This window comes from Caballeronia sp. Lep1P3 (assembly GCF_022879595.1).
Lineage (GTDB): Bacteria > Pseudomonadota > Gammaproteobacteria > Burkholderiales > Burkholderiaceae > Caballeronia.
The window spans coordinates 1,200,612-1,215,055 of the sequence record NZ_CP084265.1; the positions used below are offsets into that span (position 1 = coordinate 1,200,612).

At 64.9% G+C, this 14,444-nt stretch carries 13 protein-coding genes; 7 read left to right on the plus strand and 6 right to left on the minus strand.

From position 1 onward, the window contains the following. Positions 1-69: 69 nt before the first annotated feature. Positions 70-1,368 carry a lysophospholipid transporter LplT gene (gene lplT, locus LDZ27_RS05630; protein WP_244815721.1) on the minus strand — a complete coding sequence of 433 codons (1,299 nt, stop codon included), beginning with the start codon at positions 1,366-1,368 and terminating at the stop codon, positions 70-72. 177 nt (positions 1,369-1,545) lie between these two features. Beyond that, positions 1,546-2,349 carry an inositol monophosphatase family protein gene (locus tag LDZ27_RS05635; protein WP_244815722.1) on the minus strand — a complete coding sequence of 268 codons (804 nt, stop codon included), beginning with the start codon at positions 2,347-2,349 and terminating at the stop codon, positions 1,546-1,548. A gap of 255 nt (positions 2,350-2,604) precedes the next feature. Between LDZ27_RS05635 and LDZ27_RS05640 the strand changes: the two genes are divergently transcribed. Both LDZ27_RS05640 and cysE read left to right on the plus strand, forming a co-directional pair. Next, positions 2,605-3,372 (plus strand): RNA methyltransferase, encoded by a 768-nt coding sequence (locus tag LDZ27_RS05640; protein ID WP_244815723.1) that lies wholly within the window; start codon positions 2,605-2,607, stop codon positions 3,370-3,372. A 173-nt stretch (positions 3,373-3,545) separates the two neighbouring features. Further along, positions 3,546-4,322 carry a serine O-acetyltransferase gene (cysE, locus tag LDZ27_RS05645; protein ID WP_244815724.1) on the plus strand — a complete coding sequence of 259 codons (777 nt, stop codon included), beginning with the start codon at positions 3,546-3,548 and terminating at the stop codon, positions 4,320-4,322. 2 nt (positions 4,323-4,324) lie between these two features. Here the strand turns inward: cysE and LDZ27_RS05650 are convergent, their stop codons facing one another. The 4 genes from LDZ27_RS05650 to LDZ27_RS05665 all read right to left on the minus strand — a co-directional run bounded on the left by LDZ27_RS05650 (position 4,325) and on the right by LDZ27_RS05665 (position 7,116). Next, positions 4,325-5,134: a UDP-2,3-diacylglucosamine diphosphatase gene (locus tag LDZ27_RS05650; protein WP_244815725.1), complete on the minus strand. Its 810-nt coding sequence runs from the start codon at positions 5,132-5,134 to the stop codon at positions 4,325-4,327. Positions 5,135-5,145: 11 nt separating this feature from the next. Beyond that, positions 5,146-5,637, minus strand: a complete 492-nt coding sequence (locus LDZ27_RS05655; RefSeq protein WP_244815726.1) for a peptidylprolyl isomerase — start codon at positions 5,635-5,637, stop codon at positions 5,146-5,148. Between the two features lie 96 nt (positions 5,638-5,733). Beyond that, entirely contained in the window at positions 5,734-6,321 is a 588-nt protein-coding gene (locus LDZ27_RS05660) for a peptidylprolyl isomerase (RefSeq protein WP_244815727.1), read from the minus strand. A gap of 90 nt (positions 6,322-6,411) precedes the next feature. Further along, positions 6,412-7,116 carry a tetratricopeptide repeat protein gene (locus LDZ27_RS05665; RefSeq protein WP_370653392.1) on the minus strand — a complete coding sequence of 235 codons (705 nt, stop codon included), beginning with the start codon at positions 7,114-7,116 and terminating at the stop codon, positions 6,412-6,414. 531 nt (positions 7,117-7,647) lie between these two features. On the opposite strand from LDZ27_RS05665, the gene cysS reads away from it, so the two are divergent. The 5 genes from cysS (at position 7,648) to LDZ27_RS05690 (ending at position 14,293) form a co-directional block, all read left to right on the plus strand. Then, positions 7,648-9,045: a cysteine--tRNA ligase gene (cysS, locus tag LDZ27_RS05670; RefSeq protein WP_244815729.1), complete on the plus strand. Its 1,398-nt coding sequence runs from the start codon at positions 7,648-7,650 to the stop codon at positions 9,043-9,045. A 47-nt stretch (positions 9,046-9,092) separates the two neighbouring features. Next, on the plus strand, positions 9,093-10,130 hold the full coding sequence (locus tag LDZ27_RS05675; protein WP_244815730.1) for a DNA-3-methyladenine glycosylase: 1,038 nt from the start codon (positions 9,093-9,095) through the stop codon (positions 10,128-10,130). A 116-nt stretch (positions 10,131-10,246) separates the two neighbouring features. After that, positions 10,247-11,218: an acetyl-CoA carboxylase carboxyltransferase subunit alpha gene (locus tag LDZ27_RS05680; protein ID WP_244815731.1), complete on the plus strand. Its 972-nt coding sequence runs from the start codon at positions 10,247-10,249 to the stop codon at positions 11,216-11,218. A 36-nt stretch (positions 11,219-11,254) separates the two neighbouring features. Then, positions 11,255-12,682, plus strand: a complete 1,428-nt coding sequence (gene tilS / locus LDZ27_RS05685) for a tRNA lysidine(34) synthetase TilS (protein ID WP_244815732.1) — start codon at positions 11,255-11,257, stop codon at positions 12,680-12,682. A 360-nt stretch (positions 12,683-13,042) separates the two neighbouring features. After that, positions 13,043-14,293 carry an aspartate kinase gene (locus tag LDZ27_RS05690; protein WP_244815733.1) on the plus strand — a complete coding sequence of 417 codons (1,251 nt, stop codon included), beginning with the start codon at positions 13,043-13,045 and terminating at the stop codon, positions 14,291-14,293. Positions 14,294-14,444: the final 151 nt, after the last annotated feature.

Here is a 14,444-nt window from a genome sequence, read left to right on the forward strand (position 1 = left end):
GCTAGCCATCGTTCCCTCCCTGAATCGAACGCAGGCGGCGCGGAGCCGGACTCAACGCCGAAGCAAACTTCATTCCTCGACGAGCGCGCCGAGATCGACTTCGCGTTCGTTGCGCGTATGGCGGCGCATCGCGAGCGCCATCATCCCGCAGACGAAGACCCCGAACACCACGATGATCCACTGCACCGGCACCTTCGCCGTCAGAAGCAGCGCGTAGGAGCCGAGCATGGCGAGCACCGCGAGATTCTGGTTGAAATTCTGCACCGCGATCGAGTGTCCGGCGGAAAGCAGCGTGGCGCCGCGATGCTGAAGTATTGCGTTCATCGGCACGATGAAGAAGCCGGACAAGCCGCCGAGCGCGATCATCAGCGGATACGCCATCAGAATATAGGCGGGCGCGAAGAAAGGACCGATGTGCACGCCCGCGCCGGCCGGAAAGAGGTCCTTGTTGTAGAAGGCCATCGCGACCGCGACCGCACCGATCAGCACGCCGACCGGCAGCACCTTGAGCGACTGCCGCAACGCGATCCACGCCGATGCCGCCGCCGCCCCGAGCGCGATGCCCACGCCCGTGATGCCTTGCAGCACCGCCGCCTTCGAGAGCGTGAGACCGAGATTCGCGTCGGCCCATTTCAGCACGAGCAATTGCAGCGTGACGGCCGCGCCCCAGAGCAGCGTCGTGACCCAGAGCGCGATCTGCGCGAGCCTGTCGTGCCACAGCACCTTGAAACAATGCGAGAAATCGTGAACGAGGCGCGTTGGCTGCGTGAGCAGATTGGGATAGCGCGCGCCGGTATCGGGGATGAACGCGTTGATGGCCGCCGCCGACGCGTAGATGACCATGACCGCGAACATCGCGGCGTGCGCGGCGCTCGCCATGAAGGGCAGGTGCGCGTGCGTCACCCAGCGTTCGACGACCTTGCTCACGAGCGCGCCGCCGATGACGGTGCCGAGGATCGTCGAGCCGACCGTCGCGGATTCGAGCCACGCGTTCGCCGCGATCAGTTTCTGCGGCGGCAACAGTTCGGTGAGGATGCCGTACTTCGCGGGCGAGTAGGCCGCCGCGCCGAGGCCGACGACGCCGTAAGCGATCATCGGGTGGACGCCCGCGATCATCAACGCGCAGCCGCCCGCCTTCAGCGCGTTGGAGATGAACATGACGTGGCGCTTTTGCAGGGCATCGGCGAAGGCGCCGACGAAAGGCGCGAGCACGACATACGAAACGGTGAAGAAGATTTGCAGCAGCGGCGTGACCCACGGCGCGGAGCGCACGACGGCGAGCATCGCGATGGCGGCGATCAGGAGCGCGTTGTCCGCCAGCGACGAGACGAACTGCGCGGCGATGATCGTGTAGAAGCCTTTTTTCATGGCGGACTGGAGGGCGGGCGCGCGAGGCGGGAAGCGGATAACGCGAGTGCGCCCCGCGTGGGATGCGGGGCAAAAGAATGCACTCTAGCGGAGCCCGGTATTCGTTGCAGAGCAGAAGACGCGCCCGCCGTGCGGGCGCGAGAGGAGGAGCGCGGCAGCGCCTGGCCGAAAGCCGGCTTACTCGCCCGTCAGACGCGTGCGCGAGTACATGTCGAGGGTCTTGACCATCTGCGCGTAGACCTTGGGATTGGCCGCGACGATTTCGTTCTGGAACAGGAAGTCCGATTCACCTGTGTAATTGCCGACGAGGCCGCCCGCTTCCGTGACGAGCAGGCTGCCCGCCGCCACGTCCCACGGATGAATGCCCTGTTCGAAGAAACCGTCGAGACGCCCGGCCGCGACGTTCGCGAGGTCGAGTGCCGCCGCACCCGGACGGCGCAGCCCCGCGCACGACAGCGTCATTTCGCTGAAGAGGCGTGTGTAGGCGTTCAGGCCCTGGCCGTCGCGAAACGGGAAGCCCGTGCCGATGAGCGCATCGGACAGGCGGTCCAGCTTGCCGACGCGGATACGCCGCTCGTTCAGATACGCGCCGCCGCCGCGCGACGCGGTGAAGAGATCGTTGCGCGTCGGGTCGTACACGACGGCCTGCGTCACCGTGCCCCGGTGCACGAGCGCAATCGACACGCAGTAATACTGGAAGCCGTGGATGAAGTTGGTGGTGCCGTCGAGCGGATCGATGATCCACTGATACTCGGATTGGCGATCGTCCTTGCCGGATTCCTCGGCGAGGATCGAATGATCGGGGTAGGCCGTGTGCAGCGTCTCGATGATGGCGGCTTCGGACGCCTTGTCGACTTCCGTCACGAAGTCGTTGTGCTGTTTCTTGCTGACCTGAACGCGGTCGAGATCGAGCGACGCGCGATTGATGATCTGTCCGGCGCGGCGCGCGGCCTTGACAGCGATATTGAGCATCGGATGCATGAGCGGAATCCTTTGATCGCCGCGCGCCCGGATAGGGATTGAAGCGCGGACGAAGAGTGGGCGACAACGACTATGTCGACGGAAGACGAATTGAATAAGAGCGGGGCGCCCGCGAAGATTCACGAAGCGCGAATGGACCATTTTACCCGAAGGCGGCGCGACGGCGGCGCGACCGCGCAGGCGAAAGCGCGTTAACATACCGGGCCGCGCCGCAATTCTCTTCCGGCATTCAGCACGTTCAGCACAAATCGCGCCTTGGAACACACAGACCTTCACACTCCCGCCGGCGGTTTCACGTCGACACGTTTCATCCTCGTCGAGCCGAGTCATCCCGGCAACGTCGGCGCCGCGGCGCGCGCGCTCAAGACGATGGGCTTCGCGCGCCTCGTTCTCGTCGCGCCGCGCGTGGCCGACGTCAAGAACGAGCCCGAGGCCATCGCGATGGCAAGCGGCGCGGACGACGTGCTCGCCTCCGCGCATGTCGTCGATACGCTCGCGGACGCGCTCGTCGGCGTGCGCTGGTCCGCGGCGCTCACCGCGCGCATGCGCGAGTACGGCCCGCCGCAGATGCCGCCGCGCGCGGTCGGCGAACGCGCGCGCGAATCCGTGCGTCATGGCGACATCGCGCTCGTGTTCGGCAACGAGCGCACCGGTTTGTCGAACGCCGATGTCGAGCGTTGCAGCGCGCTCGCGCACATTCCGGCGAATCCCGCGTACAGCTCGCTCAATCTCGCGCAGGCGGTGCAGGTGCTCGCTTACGAACTGCGGCTCGCGTTTCAGGAAGCGGCGCCCGAGTTGTCGCTCGTGGAAACGGCGGCGCATGCATCGAGCGATGAAATCGAAGGCATGTACGCGCATTTCGAAGAAGCGCTCGTCGCGCTCGGCTTTCTGGACCCCGCCCATCCGAAGAAGCTGATGTCGCGCGTGCGGCGGCTCTTTGCGCGGACCGCGCTCGAACGTGAGGAAGTGAACATTCTTCGGGGCATCGCAAAGCATATTCTTCTGCGCGATAAGCGTCCGTAAGAGCTCGTAAGCGCCCATAAGCGCGCGCGCTCGCAGCGGCGACATCGCGCGTCCTGCAATCGGCGGAAAACGGCTCGCCGATATACGCTTTGCGCTCATCGTGCAAAGGGCGCGCGCGACAGTCCGCACGAGCGCACGCGCGCGCTCGCCCATTCCCCAACCGAGACATCGACATGTTCGACCGACTCCGCGAAGACATCGCCGCCATCCGCGCGCGCGATCCCGCCGCTCGCAGCGTCCTTGAAGTGGTCTCGTGCTATCCGGGCCTCCACGCGATCGTGCTGCATCGTTTCGCGCATGCGTGCTGGGCAAGCGGCTGGCGCTGGCTCGGACGCTTCGTTTCGCAGGTCGCGCGCTTTCTCACCGGCATCGAGATTCATCGGGGCGCGACGCTCGGGCGGCGCGTGTTCATCGATCACGGCATGGGCGTCGTGATCGGCGAGACGGCCGAAATCGGCGACGACTGCACGATCTACCAGGGCGTGACGCTCGGCGGCACGTCGCTCACGCGCGGCGCGAAGCGCCATCCGACGCTCGAACGCGGCGTGATCGTCGGCGCGGGCGCGAAGGTGCTCGGCGGCTTCACGGTCGGCGCCGAAGCGAAGATCGGCTCCAACGCGGTCGTCGTGAAGCCGGTGCCCGCGGGCGGCACGGCGGTCGGCAATCCGGCGCGCATCGTGATGCCGGCCGTCGCGAAGAAGGACGATGCACGCGAGCGCGAGCGGGCCGGCTTCTGCGCGTATGGCATTACGCCGAACGCCGACGATCCCGTCTCGCTCGCCATTCATGGCCTGATCGATCACGCGTCCACACAGACGCGGCGCACCGATGAAATCGTCGCCGCGCTCGAGCGGCTCGGCGCAGGCATCGACGGCGCGGCGCTCGTCGACCTCAAGCATCTTTGCTCGGTGATGGAAGGCGAGGCGCGCGGCGCCGAGCGCGAGCTATGACGCTATAGCGGCAACGCCCGAATGCCGTCGGCATCGACGCGCAGATAGCCGCCGCGCGGCGTGTCGATGTCGAGCTCCCAATCGGGCAACACCCAGCGTACGCCCTCGACTTCGCGATGCATCGCCGGGCGATGCGTATGGCCGTGGATCATCGTATGCGTGCGTGTGCGAATGAAGAGTTCGGAGACGGCCTTGCGCGTCACGTCGTATTTCGGCGATACGCCGTCCACGCGCGCGCCTTCGCTTTTCGAGCGCATGCGCTGACCGATCGCGAGACGCTTCGTGAGCGGCAATGCGAGAAATAATCGCTGCGCGAGCGGATTGCGCGCGAAACGGCGAAACCGCTGATACGCGGGATCGGCGGTGCAGAGGGCGTCACCGTGCGCGAGCACGATGCGCGTGCCGAACGCGGTCATCGTGAAAGGATCGGGCAGCGGCATCGCGCCGGCTGCCTGCATGAAGCGCCTGCCGAGCAGGAAATCGCGATTGCCGTGCATCACGTAGAGCGCGATGCCCCGTTCGGTGAGCGTGTGCATGAGCTTCGCCATGCGGCGCGCGAAGCGGGCGCGCTCGTCGTCGACGGCGGGATCGAGCACGTCGTCGCCGACCCAGAATTCGAACAGGTCGCCGAGAATGAAGACGGAATCCGCGTCATTCGCCGTGACCTCGATGAAATGCTCGAACGCGGCGACCGTGTTCGGTATCGCCTCGCTCAGGTGCAGGTCCGAAATGAAAAACAGCGGGCGCGCGTTGTGCGCTGCGCCCGCTGCTTCGTGCCTCGTTTCGCGACCGAAAACCTTCGTGTCGATCATGCGGCGAAGGCTTAGACCACCACGGCCTTCTCGATCACGACGTCATCGACCGGCACGTCCTGATGGAAGCCCTTCGAGCCCGTCTTCACCTTCTTGATCTTCTCGACCACGTCCATGCCTTCGACCACGCGGCCGAACACGGTGTAGCCCCAGCCTTGCGGCGTCGGCGACGAGTGATTCAGGAAGTCGTTGTCCTTCACGTTGATGAAGAACTGCGCGGTGGCCGAGTGCGGGTCGTTGGTGCGCGCCATCGCGACCGTGCCGTTGTCGTTCGTGAGGCCGTTGTTGGCTTCGTTGTCGATCGGCGCGTCGGTCGGCTTCTGCGTCATGCCCGGCTCGAAGCCGCCGCCCTGGATCATGAAGCCGTCGATCACGCGATGGAACACCGTGTTGTCGTAGTGGCCCTTCTTCACGTAGTTGAGGAAGTTCTCGACGGTCTTCGGCGCTTTGTCGGCGTCGAGTTCGAGCTTGATGACGCCGTGGTTCGTATGCAGTTCGACCATGTTCTTTCTCCGGTGTGTTGAGCGAGCGGCGCGCGACCATCGCGCGCCGCCGGGATTCTTTCGCGTTATTTGCGTTTATCTCGCGTTTATCTCGCGTTACTGAGACACCACGGTGGCCGATTCGATCACCGTCGGCTTTTGCGGCACGTCCGCCATCGGGCCGCGCGTGGTGGTCGGGCTTCCCTCGATCTTCTTCACGACATCCATGCCCGAGACGACCTTGCCGAACACCGCATAGCCATTGCCATCGGGATTCGGATAGTCGAGGCCGGCATTATCGACCGTATTGATGAAGAACTGGGCCGTGGCCGAATTCGGATCGCTCGTGCGCGCCATCGCGATGGTGCCCGTGGCGTTCTTCAGGCCGTTCCTGCTTTCGAGCGGGATCGGCGCGCGTGTCGGCTTCTCCGCGAAGCTCGTGCTGTAGCCGCCGCCCTGGATCATGAAGCCGGGAATCACGCGATGAAAGATCGTGCCGCTGTATTGACCGGACTTCACGTAGGCGAGAAAGTTCTCGACCGTCTTCGGCGCCTTCTCCGGATACAGCTCGACGCGGATGTCGCCTTGCGAGGTCTTGAAGAGCACGTTCGGATGCGCGGCCTGCGCGGGTTGCCCCGGTTGAGCGAAAGCGGGGGCGGTCGCGATGAGGGCGGCGCCGGAGAGCGCCAGCATCAGCAATTTCATGAAGGTCGGATCCTCGAGTGATGAATGCGAAGCGTCGTGCTGCCGCGCGGCGCAAGCTACAGCTTAACGCCTGCGGCGCGTGTGCTTTCGTTACGGCTGCGGATTGGGCGCGACGTAGGGCGAACTCGGCAGCGGGCCGTTCGGTCCGCCGAACGGCGAGAAGCTGTCGGGCGAAGGCATCGTGGACGTGCCCTGCGTCTGCGCGGGCGCCCATTCGTCCGATGTCGCGCGCGCCGCCGATGCCGCCTGCGCCGCCGATGCCGCATTCGCCGCGGCGCGCTTTTTCGCGGGCGGCGGCGTGATGATGTTCTGGATGTCCGTCACGCGCTGACGCGTGAGCGGGCTCGTCGAGCCGAGCGATTGCGCGCGCTTGTACGATTCGCTCGCGAGGCGCAGATACAGGTCGCCGAGATTGTCATAGGCGAGCGCATAGCCGGGATTCGCTTTCACCGCCGTTTCGAGCGCTGCGCGCGCATCTTCGTAGCGGCCCTTCTTCGCGTACAGCGCGGCCAGGTTGTTGTACGGCTCGGGCAGCTCGGGATAAGCCTGCGTGAGTTCGGTGAACGCGGTGATGGCTTCGTCGTCGCGATTGAGGCGCGCGAGCACCGTGGCGCGCTTGAACTTCGCCTGCACATCGCGCGGATTGGTCGCGAGGCGCGCGTCCAGTTCCGTGAGCGCGGCGTTCCAGTCCTTGTTCGCGATGGACGCATCGATCTGCGGCGTGCCATCGGCCGTTGCCGACGACACTTGCGCGAGCGCAGGACGCGTCGCGACGAAGCATGCCGCCACGCCGATGAGCGCACAGGCGCTGGCGCGCACGAGCGTTGCAAGCGTTGCGTGAAAGCGCTCGGCGGCGGGCCGGCAGGAGAGTTGCAGAGGCATGCGCGCTTGGGCGTGAGTCACTGGAATTTGGGTCAAGAAACGAAGCAAGAAGGTGGGTGAAGCGAAGGACCGGACACTATGCGAAGACGGGCGCGAAACGCGAGAAACGCGGCCCAAAGCACGCGTGGCGACGCCCGCCGTGCGGCCGTCTTCCGGGCCTTGTTCCGACTTCATAGGCTCAGGTCCGAGTGTTATACTCCGACCCATTCTAACAAAAGGTCCGGACGTTCCGCGCACGCGCCTTGCACACGACATTGCGCTCGTGGTCACGCGCTGCCGACATCGGACTGTCTTTGCCACTCGTGGCCGTCTCCGTCCTGGTCGCATGACCGTCGTGTTCGCGCTCGCGTGTGCGTGTCATCCGTTCCCGCCCGCATCGAGCACGCCTTTTGCGACCACTTGCGACCCAACGCACGGTTGTTCACGGCACACGCACTGTCCTCTATGAATTCGCTGCGCATCTACAACACGCTCGCGCGTGACAAGCAACCCTTTACGCCGCTTCGCGCCGGCGAGGCACGCATGTACGTCTGCGGAATGACGGTCTATGACTACTGCCATATCGGTCATGCACGCGTGATGGTCGTGTTCGATGTCGTGCAGCGATGGCTGCGCACGCTCGGCTACAAGGTCATTTACGTGCGCAACATCACGGACATCGACGACAAGATCATTCGCCGCGCGATCGCAAACAACGAGCCGATCAAGGCGCTCACGCAGCGCTTCATCCAGGCGATGCACGAAGACGCCGATGCGCTCGGCGTCGAGCGTCCGGACATGGAGCCGCGCGCGACCGACTTCATCCCGCAGATGCTCGGCATGATCGATGCGTTGCAGGGGAACGGCTACGCGTATCAGGGCAAGGACGGCGACGTGAACTATGCGGTGCGCAAGTTCGCGGGCTACGGCAAGCTCTCGGGCAAGTCCATCGAAGACTTGCGCGCGGGCGAGCGCGTCGCCGCGAACGACGCGAAGGAAGATCCGCTCGACTTCGTATTGTGGAAGCGCGCGAAGGCGGGCGAGCCCGCCGATACGGGCTGGGATTCGCAGTGGGGACGCGGTCGCCCGGGCTGGCACATCGAATGTTCCGCAATGGGCTGCAGTCTGCTCGGCGAACACTTCGACATTCACGGCGGCGGTCAGGACTTGCAGTTCCCGCATCACGAGAACGAGATTGCGCAAAGCGAAGGCGCGACGGGCAAGACCTTCGTGAACTACTGGATGCACAACGGCTTCGTGCAGATCGACAGCGAGAAGATGTCCAAGTCGCTCGGCAACTTCTTCACGATCCGCGAAGTGCTCCAAAAATTCGATGCCGAAGTCGTGCGCTTCTTTATTGCACGGGCACACTATCGTTCGCCGCTGAATTACAGCGACGTGCATATCGACGATGCGAAGAATGCATTGACGCGCCTATATACGGCGTTGAAGGATGTCGAGCCGGACAATCGGCAGCTTGACTGGAACGAGGCGAACGCGCAGCGTTTCCAGTCGGCGATGAACGACGACTTCAATACGCCGGTGGCCGTGTCGGTGCTCTTCGACCTCGCAAGCGAAGTGAACCGCACGCGCGATCCCGCGCTCGCGCGGCAGCTCAAGAGCCTGGGCCAGGTGCTCGGTCTTCTCGGGCGCGAGCCGCGCGTCTTCCTGCAACAGGCAGGCGGCACCGGCGAAGCGGATGGCCTTTCGCCGCAGGAGATCGAAGCGAGGATCGCCGAGCGCATTGCAGCGAAGCAGGCACGGAACTATGCCGAAGCAGACCGGATTCGCGCCCAGTTGCTCGAAGCCGGGATTGCGCTTGAAGACAAACCGGGTGGGTCGACCGAATGGCGCCGCGTTTGAACGCGGCCCTTCGCACCCTCTGATCGACTCGCCAGGCAGGAGGCAAGATGGCAACGGCCAGGAAGACGCCGGTCAAGCGACCTGCGTCAGCAAGCGCTGCGTCGCCCGCAACGAAGCGCGCGCGCGGTGCGCAACTGAAATCGACCACGCTGAAGGCCGACAGTGCGACCACGCCGGCGCGCGGCAAGCGCGCGGCGTCGGGCGATACGGCTGAGGACGCCGGCACGGCGCTGAACGGCGCGCGCCGCGGCAACGGCGAGGACGTGTCTGCGCGCGCCTCGAAGACGCGCATCGACGAAGCCCGCGCGCCGCGCGCGAAGGGCAACGGCCGCGCCGCGCGCGACGATGCCGCGCACGCGCAATCGCTCGTCGCCGACAAGGAGCACGGCGAGGTCGTGCGCAAGTCGCGCGTCGTCACGGCGGATGCCGCCGTGCCCGTGCAGGTCGGCGGACTCACGCGCGAAGTCGTGCGCCCGGACTATTGGGACAAGGCCTGCGCCGATCTCATGAAGCGCGACCGCATTCTCAAGAAGCTGATTCCGAAGTTCGGCCAGATGCATCTCGTCAATCTCGGCGATCCTTTCTCGACGCTCGCGCGATCGGTGGCCGGACAGCAGATTTCGGTGAAGGCCGCGCAAGCCATTTGGGAGCGCGTGAAGAACGCGTGCCCGGAAGTCGTGCCCGCGCACTTCATCAAGCTCGGCGCGGAGAAGCTGCAGGCGTGCGGACTGTCGAAGCGCAAGACCGAATACATACTCGATCTCGCGCAGCACTTCGTGTCGGGCGCGCTGCACGTCGAAGCCTGGGCCTCGATGGACGACGAAGCCGTCATCGCCGAACTCACGCAGATTCGCGGCATCGGCCGATGGACGGCGGAGATGTTCCTCATCTTCAACCTGTCGCGCCCGGACGTGCTGCCGCTCGACGACCTCGGACTCATTCAGGCAATCAGCGTCAACTACTTCAGCGGCGAGCCGGTCACGCGCAGCGAAGCGCGCGAAGTGGCGGCGAACTGGGAGCCGTGGCGCACGGTCGCGACGTGGTACATGTGGCGCAGTCTCAACCCCATTCCCGCAGACCACTGATTTCATAACGGAATTGCCGGACTATCGTTGATTTATAATCGATAGTTCCCGCGCGCATTTATCAGGGACGGACGCGGTTAGAATACGCGCTGCCCGATGTTTCAGGACCCGAACACATGAAGACCACGTTTCTGGATTTCGAGCAGCCGATCGCCGAGCTCGAAGCGAAGATCGAAGAACTCCGCTTCGTTCAGGACGATTCCGCTGTCGATATCTCGGAAGAAATCGAGCGGCTGTCGAAGAAAAGCCAGCAGCTCACGAAGGATCTCTACGCGAACCTGTCGCCGTGGCAGGTTTCGCAAATCGCGCGTCATCCGCAACGTCCGTACACGCTCGACTACGTGAGCGAGCTGTTCACCGACTTTCACGAACTACATGGCGACCGTTCCTTCGCGGACGACCTCGCCATCGTCGGCGGTTTCGCGCGCTTCAACGGCCAGCCGTGCATGGTGATCGGCCATCAGAAAGGCCGCGACACGAAGGAGCGCGCGCTGCGCAACTTCGGCATGCCGCGTCCGGAAGGCTATCGCAAGGCCGAACGGCTCATGCGTCTCGCCGAGAAGTTCAGCATGCCCATCTTCACGTTCGTCGATACGCCCGGCGCGTATCCCGGCATCGGCGCGGAAGAGCGCGGGCAGTCCGAGGCCATCGGCCGCAATCTGTTCGTCATGGCCGAACTCAAGACGCCGATCATCACGACGATCATCGGCGAGGGCGGCTCGGGCGGCGCGCTCGCCATTGCCGTCGCCGACACGGTGATGATGCTGCAGTTCTCCACGTATTCGGTCATTTCGCCGGAAGGCTGCGCGTCCATTCTGTGGAAGAGCGCCGCAAAGGCGCCGGAAGCGGCTGAGGCGCTCGGCCTGACGGCGCATCGGCTGAAGGCGCTCGGACTCATCGACAAGATCATCAACGAGCCGCTCGGCGGCGCGCATCGCGATGCGAAAGGCATGGCCGCGCTGCTGCGCCGCGCGCTTTCGGATTCGCTGCGCCAGTTCCAGGGCTTGAGCGTGCAGGAATTGCGCGATCGCCGCTTCGACAAGCTGATGGCCTACGGCAAGTTCAAGGAATCGCTGCCGGGCGCGTAACGTGCGTTCGCTCGCGCGTCCATCATTATCCTTCCCGTGACATCCGACAGCGAAACTCCAGCCGGCCGCCTCGTACTCGAGGCGGTGCGGGCGGCGGTTTCAGACGCGGCGCTCGCCGCTGACGCTGTTCTCGCCGTCGCACTGAGCGGCGGGCTCGACTCCACCGTTTTGCTCGATGCCGCCGTGCGCGTGTTCGGCGCGGCGCGCGTGGTCGCGTTGCATGTCCATCACGGCCTGAGCCCGAACGCCGATGCCTGGGGCGCGCATTGCCAAGCGTTCGCCGCATCGCTCGACGTGCGCTTTGCGGCGCGCCACGTCGATGTGATACGCGCGGGCGGCGAAAGTCTCGAAGCCGCCGCGCGCGATGCGCGTTATCGCGCGCTCGACGATCTTTGCGACGCGCATCGCGCGGCGGCGCTTTTGATCGCGCATCACGCGGATGACCAGGCCGAAACCGTGCTGCTGCAATTGCTGCGCGGCGCGGGCGTCGCGGGGCTCGCCGCGATGGCGCCGCAGCGGCGCGACGGCGCGACGGTGCCGCGCCTGCGTCCGTTGCTGAGGCTGCTGCGCGCGCAACTGGAGCAGTACGCGCACGAACGCGACCTCATCTGGATCGACGACGAATCCAACGCCGATACGCGCTACGCACGCAACGCGCTGCGCCATGACGTGCTGCCGGTGCTCGCCGTTCATTTCCCCGGCTTTCGCGATGCGCTCGCGCGGACCGCGTCGCATGCGGCGTCGGCGCAGCGGCTGCTCGACGACCTCGCGCGCGTCGATATGGAAACCGTTCAGGGCGAAGAAGACGGCGCGCTCGCGCTCGATGCGCTGCTGGCTCTCGACGACGAACGCGCCGTGAACGTGCTGCGCTACTGGATGCGCGCGCGCGACTTGCCGGCGGCATCGACGGCGCGCGTCGCGGACATGCTGCGCCAGTTGCGCGATGCCGCGAGCACACGCGACGGTCACGCGCTGCGCGTCGATCACGCGGGGCAGTGCCTGCGGGTGTATCGGAATGCGCTTTTCTGGGAGTCGGGCGATAGCGCCGATGCGCCCGACGTGGACGAAGGCGCGGCTATCGCGAGAGCGCCCGTCGAGCTGCACTGGCAGGGCGACGAAGTCTGGCGGCTGCCGCAGTGGCGCGGTTCCTTCGTATTCGAACCGGCCGATGCGCCCGGCGCCGATGTGGTCGCCGAAGGGCTGCTGCGCGCGGCGCCGCTCGTCGCGCGGTCGCGTGCGGGCGGCGAGCGCATGCGCCTCGATGCCGATGCGCCCAGCCGCACGCTCAAGAATCTGTTCCAGGAGCGCGGCGTGCCGGCGTGGAAGCGCGACGTGCCGCTGATGTTCATCCGCGATGCGCTGCTGTTCGTGCCGCTCGTCGGCGTGAACCGTGAGGTCGCGCCTGAGACATCGCATGCGCCGTTGCGACGCATCGTCTGGCGGCCCGATCTGCTGCTCGCGTAAGCGCGGCTTTTGCGCGGCGCGTTCGGCAGGCGTTTCGCGCAAGCCGGTAAAATGTCGCTCGCGGCCGCCCAATCTTGTAATTTCAGGCTCGATCGGGTACCGTAGGCCGCTTGTCCGCCACGCGCTTTGCGCGGCATCTCCGTTCAAAAGACGCGAATTTCGCCTGCAAACGAGCGCCTTCTCGCGCACACTCTCGAGCGCCCCGGCGAGTCCATATGGCGAATTCATATGGCGAGGCGGACATGCCGCGGCACCCGCGTATCGTTGCTGGCTTCACCTATCCCCGAAGCCGTCTAGCGCAACGCACGGCACAACGCATCGAGCGCGTCAGCGCGGTTTTCCCTTCAGTTCAAAACGACAATGGCACTCATCGTACACAAATACGGCGGCACTTCGATGGGCTCGGTCGAGCGCATCAAGAACGTCGCCAGGCGCGTCGCCAAATGGCACAAGGCCGGCCACAGGATGGTCGTCGTGCCCTCGGCGATGTCCGGCGAAACCAACCGCCTGCTCGGTCTTGCAAAAGACATCACGGCGAACCCGGACCCGCGCGAACTCGACATGATTGCTTCCACGGGCGAGCAGGTGAGCGTCGGCCTTCTGGCCATCGCGCTGCACGCCGAGGGCCTCGACGCCGTGAGTTATGCCGGCTGGCAAGTGCCCATCAAGACGGATAGCGCCTTCACGAAGGCGCGCATCAGCGAGATCGACGGCGAGCGCGTGCTCAAGGATCTCGACGCGGGCAAGGTCGTCGTCATCACGGGCTTTCAGGGCGTCGATCCGGAAGGCCATATCGCGACGCTCGGGCGCGGCGGCTCGGACACGTCGGCGGTGGCGATCGCGGCGGCGCTCGAGGCGGACGAGTGCCTGATCTACACCGACGTCGACGGCGTCTACACGACCGATCCGCGCGTCGTCGAAGAAGCGCGCCGGCTCGATCGCGTGACGTTTGAGGAAATGCTGGAAATGGCGAGCCTGGGCTCGAAGGTTCTGCAGATCCGCTCGGTGGAATTCGCCGGCAAGTATCAGGTGAAGACGCGCGTGCTCTCCAGCCTGACCGATCCTTTGATGCCGCTCGATCAAGAGATGCACTCGGGCACGCTGATTACTTTTGAAGAAGACGAGAACATGGAAAAGGCAGTTATCTCTGGCATCGCGTTCCAGCGCGATGAAGCGCGCATCGCGGTCATGGGCGTGCCCGACAAGCCGGGCGTCGCCTATCAGATTCTCGGTCCGGTCGCCGATGCGAACATCGACATCGACATGATCATTCAGAATCAGAGCGTGAACGGTAAAACCGACTTCACGTTCACGGTCGGCCGCGGCGATTATCATCGCGCGCTCGAGATTCTGAACGGCCAGGTGAAAGGTCACGTGCAGGCGGAAACGGTTCTCGGCGATCCGAAGGTGTCGAAGGTGTCGGTGGTCGGCGTCGGCATGCGATCGCACGTCGGCATTGCGAGCACGATGTTCCGCACGCTGTCGGAAGAGGGCATCAACATCCAGATGATCTCGACGTCGGAAATCAAGATTTCGGTGCTGATCGACGAGAAATACACCGAACTCGCGGTGCGCGCGCTCCACAAGGCATTCGAACTCGACCGCGCGTAAGACGGGAGAGGGCGCGGGGGCTCGCGGGTCCTCGCGCCGTTGCGGTTTGTCGGGCAGCCAGATTCGAAGTTGATCGATTGGAAAAAATCGTCATGCGAATTTGACCGCCGCAGATGAACACGCTATTATCTCGATCTCGTTGCACTGCACT

Excerpts from the sequence above, each read along its gene's own strand:
- lplT (WP_244815721.1), bottom strand. The coding sequence starts at position 1,368 with ATGAAAAAAGGCTTCTACACGATCATCGCCGCGCAGTTCGTCTCGTCG.
- LDZ27_RS05635 (WP_244815722.1), bottom strand. The coding sequence starts at position 2,349 with ATGCATCCGATGCTCAATATCGCTGTCAAGGCCGCGCGCCGCGCCGGA.
- cysE (WP_244815724.1), top strand. The coding sequence starts at position 3,546 with ATGTTCGACCGACTCCGCGAAGACATCGCCGCCATCCGCGCGCGCGAT.
- LDZ27_RS05650 (WP_244815725.1), bottom strand. The coding sequence starts at position 5,134 with ATGATCGACACGAAGGTTTTCGGTCGCGAAACGAGGCACGAAGCAGCG.
- LDZ27_RS05655 (WP_244815726.1), bottom strand. The coding sequence starts at position 5,637 with ATGGTCGAACTGCATACGAACCACGGCGTCATCAAGCTCGAACTCGAC.
- LDZ27_RS05660 (WP_244815727.1), bottom strand. The coding sequence starts at position 6,321 with ATGAAATTGCTGATGCTGGCGCTCTCCGGCGCCGCCCTCATCGCGACC.
- cysS (WP_244815729.1), top strand. The coding sequence starts at position 7,648 with ATGAATTCGCTGCGCATCTACAACACGCTCGCGCGTGACAAGCAACCC.
- LDZ27_RS05675 (WP_244815730.1), top strand. The coding sequence starts at position 9,093 with ATGGCAACGGCCAGGAAGACGCCGGTCAAGCGACCTGCGTCAGCAAGC.
- LDZ27_RS05680 (WP_244815731.1), top strand. The coding sequence starts at position 10,247 with ATGAAGACCACGTTTCTGGATTTCGAGCAGCCGATCGCCGAGCTCGAA.
- LDZ27_RS05690 (WP_244815733.1), top strand. The coding sequence starts at position 13,043 with ATGGCACTCATCGTACACAAATACGGCGGCACTTCGATGGGCTCGGTC.